This is a genomic window from Streptosporangium sp. NPDC003464 (genome assembly GCF_053588315.1).
The window spans coordinates 1-3,045 of sequence record NZ_JBSFPS010000486.1 but is presented as its reverse complement, the minus strand read 5'-3'; the positions used below and the strand labels follow the sequence as shown (position 1 = coordinate 3,045).

The 3,045-nt window shown below is 71.1% G+C and carries 3 protein-coding genes; all 3 read right to left on the bottom strand.

Features of this window, described 5'->3' with window-relative positions; all coding sequences use genetic code 11:
- Positions 1-69 precede the first annotated feature (69 nt).
- The 3 genes from ACWDS7_RS47615 to ACWDS7_RS47605 are packed head-to-tail and all read right to left on the bottom strand — an operon-like array spanning position 70 to position 2,902.
- Positions 70-1,080 (bottom strand): hydroxyacid dehydrogenase, encoded by a 1,011-nt coding sequence (locus ACWDS7_RS47615; protein ID WP_306858223.1) that lies wholly within the window; start codon positions 1,078-1,080, stop codon positions 70-72.
- Positions 1,081-1,100: 20 nt separating this feature from the next.
- Complete coding sequence (locus tag ACWDS7_RS47610; RefSeq protein ID WP_306858224.1) at positions 1,101-1,943, bottom strand: carbohydrate ABC transporter permease; 843 nt, start codon at positions 1,941-1,943, stop codon at positions 1,101-1,103.
- Positions 1,940-2,902: a carbohydrate ABC transporter permease gene (locus ACWDS7_RS47605; RefSeq protein WP_306858225.1), complete on the bottom strand. Its 963-nt coding sequence runs from the start codon at positions 2,900-2,902 to the stop codon at positions 1,940-1,942. Before ACWDS7_RS47605 ends, ACWDS7_RS47610 begins: the two co-directional genes overlap by 4 nt.
- Between the last annotated feature and the right edge of the window lie 143 nt (positions 2,903-3,045).

The following is a 3,045-nucleotide window of genomic DNA, read 5'->3' as shown; positions in this document are numbered from 1 at the left end:
GGGGGAGACCAGAAGGCAGGCAGGACCCCGGCCCGGGGGACCGAGGGAGATGGGGGGAGAGCAGAGGGATCAGGCGGAGCGGGTGAGCGCCTCCGGGGCCACGCCGTAGCGGAACGGCAGGCCGTGGGCGTAGCGCTCCAGCTCGTCGAGCGCCACGTCGGCCATGCGGCGCAGCTCGCCGCCGAGCGAGCCCGCGATGTGCGGGGTGAGCAGCACGTTGGGCAGGTCGTAGAGCGGCGAGGAGGCGGGCGGCACCTCGGGTTCGGTCACGTCGATGACCGCGTGCAGCCGGCCGGACAGCAGCTCGCCGGTCAGGGCGGCCTGGTCGACCAGCGCGCCCCGGGCGGTGTTGATCAGCGTGGCGCCGTCGCGCATCAGCGCCAGGCGGCGGCCGTCGATCATGTGGCGGGTCGAGGGCAGGTCGGGGGCGTGCAGGCTCACCACGTCGCTCCCGGCGACCAGCTCGTCCAGCTCGACGGACCGCACGCCCAGCCGGGCCGCCCCGGCCGCGTCCAGATAGGGGTCGCTGACCAGGACGTCCAGGTCGAACGGCCGGAGCAGCTCGATCACCCGGCGGCCGATCGTGGAGGCGCCGACGATCCCGACCGTGCGGCGGTAGTTGCCGAAGCCCGGGAAGCGCCGGTCCCAGTCGTGCGCGGCGCGGTCGCGCCGGTAGAGGTGGGCGATCTCCAGCACGCGTTTGCCCGCGAACAGGATCGCGGCGAGGGTGAACTCCGCGACGGGCAGCGCGTTGGCGATCGCCGCCGAGGAGACGCGCAGGCCACGCTCCCAGCAGGCGTCGGTGATGTGGTGCTTGACCGAGCCGGCGGCGTGCACGACGGCCCGCAGCCGCGGCGCGCCGGCGAGCACCTCGGCGGTCAGGGGCGGGCAGCCCCAGCAGGTGTAGAGGACCTCGGCCCCGGCCAGCGCGCTCCGCGCCTCGGGCGCGGTGAAGTCGGTGACCACCAGCGAGGCGTCCACCTCGGCCAGCTCCGCCAGGCGCCGCCGTACCGGACCGTCCAGCAGCCGCGCGGCGACGTCCGCGGACATCGCGATGGCGGCCCGCGGCCGACGAGACATCGATCCCCCCGAGTTTGTGATCACTTGATGCTGCCCGCCGTCATGCCCGCCCGCCAGAAACGCTGCAGGAAGACGAACACGACCAGCAGCGGGACCACCGACAGCAGCGAGCCGGTGATCACCAGTGTGTGGAACTCGGGGAAGGCGGTCCCCTGGTTGTTCCACGAGAACAGGCCCAGGCTGAGCGGGAACAGGTTGTGGTCGGAGAGCATCACCAGAGGCAGGAAGAAGTTGTTCCACACCGACGTGAACTGGAACAGGAAGATCGTCACGAAGGCGGGCTTCAGCATGGGCAGCGCGATCGAGACGAAGGTGCGCAGGTCGCCCGCGCCGTCGGACCTGGCGGCCTCCAGCACCTCGCCGGGCACGTAGCCGGAGGAGAGCACCCGGGCGAGATAGACGCCGAAGGGGTTGACCAGGACCGGGACGAACACCGCCCAGAAGGTGTTGACCACACCCACCTTGGAGGCCAGGAGATACAGCGGCAGGGCGGTGGCGGTGCCGGGCACCAGGACACCGAGCAGCACGGCGCCGAACAGCTTCTCCTTGCCGCGGAAGCCGTACTTGTCGAAGCAGTAACCCGCCATCACGCTGATGAGCGTGCCGAGCAGGGCCCCGCCGCCCGCGTACAGGACGCTGTTGAGATACCAGCGGAAGAAGATCCCGCCGCCCTCCTCCGCGACGGCGGAGAGGTTCGCGCCGAGGTTGAAGTCGGCGAAGGCGAACCCCGGGCTGGAGTAGAGGTCGTTCAGGGTCTTGGTGGAGGCGAACAGCAGCCAGGTGAGCGGCAGCAGCGTGTAGACCGTCGCGACGGTCAGCAGGACGTTGACGACGCCCCGGGACAGGGAGGCGGGCCTGGTCACGCGCCCCTCCTCGCGCCGAACCGGGTGACCGCGTAGGACAGGCCGGCGGCGAGCGCGGCCAGCAGCAGCGAGGCGGCGGCGGCCTGGCCGTAGTCGTTCTTGGAGAACGCCTCGGTGTAGGCGAACATGTTGGGGGTCCAGGTGCTGACCACGCCGGCGCTGGCGTCGGCCAGGATCATCGGCTCGGTGAACAGCTGGAGCGACCCGATGATCGTGAACAGCATCGTCATCACGACCGCGCCCCGGATCATCGGGAGCTTGACGCGCAGCGCCGTGCGGACCGGCCCGGCGCCGTCGACCGTGGAGGCCTCGATCACCTCGCGCGGGATGGCCTGCAGCGCGGCGAAATAAATGATCATGTTGTAGCCGATCCACTCCCACAGCGCGATGTTGACCACCGAGCCCAGGACCTTGTCGGAGGACAGGAAGTCCCACCGGATCCCGCCGGACTCCAGCGCGCCGACGACGGGGCTGACGCCCGGCAGGTAGAGATACATCCAGATGAGCGCGGCGATGATGCCCGGTACGACGTGCGGCAGGAAGAGCACGAGCTGGAAGAACCGGCGGACGCGGGCGAGGCCGGAGTCCAGCAGCAGGGCCAGCAGCAGCGCGCCGCCGATCATCAGCGGGATGTACAGCGCGCAGTAGCCGGCGATGACCGCGAAGCCGTCGCGGAAGGCCGGGTCGGCGAGGGTGTCGAGGTAGTTGTCCAGCCCGGCGAAGACGGTCTGCGAACCGCCGAACCCGAGCCCCGAGGACTTCTCGCTGAACAGGCTGAGCCAGACCGCGTACCCCAGCGGCGCGACCAGCACCGCCGCGAACAGCACGAAGAAGGGCGCCAGGAACAGCGTGATCGCCCCGCGCCGCCGCCGGGCCTCGCGTTTCAGGGACCCCTGGCCGGTACGGCCGCCGCCGGCCGGCCCGGCGGCCGGCCGGTCGAGGGTGGTGAGGGAGGACATCGTGCCCCTTCCCGCCTTTCTCAAGGTCTCCGGAGGTGAGCCCGGTGGTGGAGTACGCCTTCTCAAGTGCCCGGGCCGCCTCAAGTGCCCGGGCCGCGCCTCGCGGGGCCGCCACCCCTGTAGACGAGGGATGACCCGATGAC

Bases quoted from the DNA above. Each gene is read 5' to 3' on its own strand.
- ACWDS7_RS47615 (WP_306858223.1), bottom strand. From the start codon at position 1,080: ATGTCTCGTCGGCCGCGGGCCGCCATCGCGATGTCCGCGGACGTCGCC.
- ACWDS7_RS47605 (WP_306858225.1), bottom strand. From the start codon at position 2,902: ATGTCCTCCCTCACCACCCTCGACCGGCCGGCCGCCGGGCCGGCCGGC.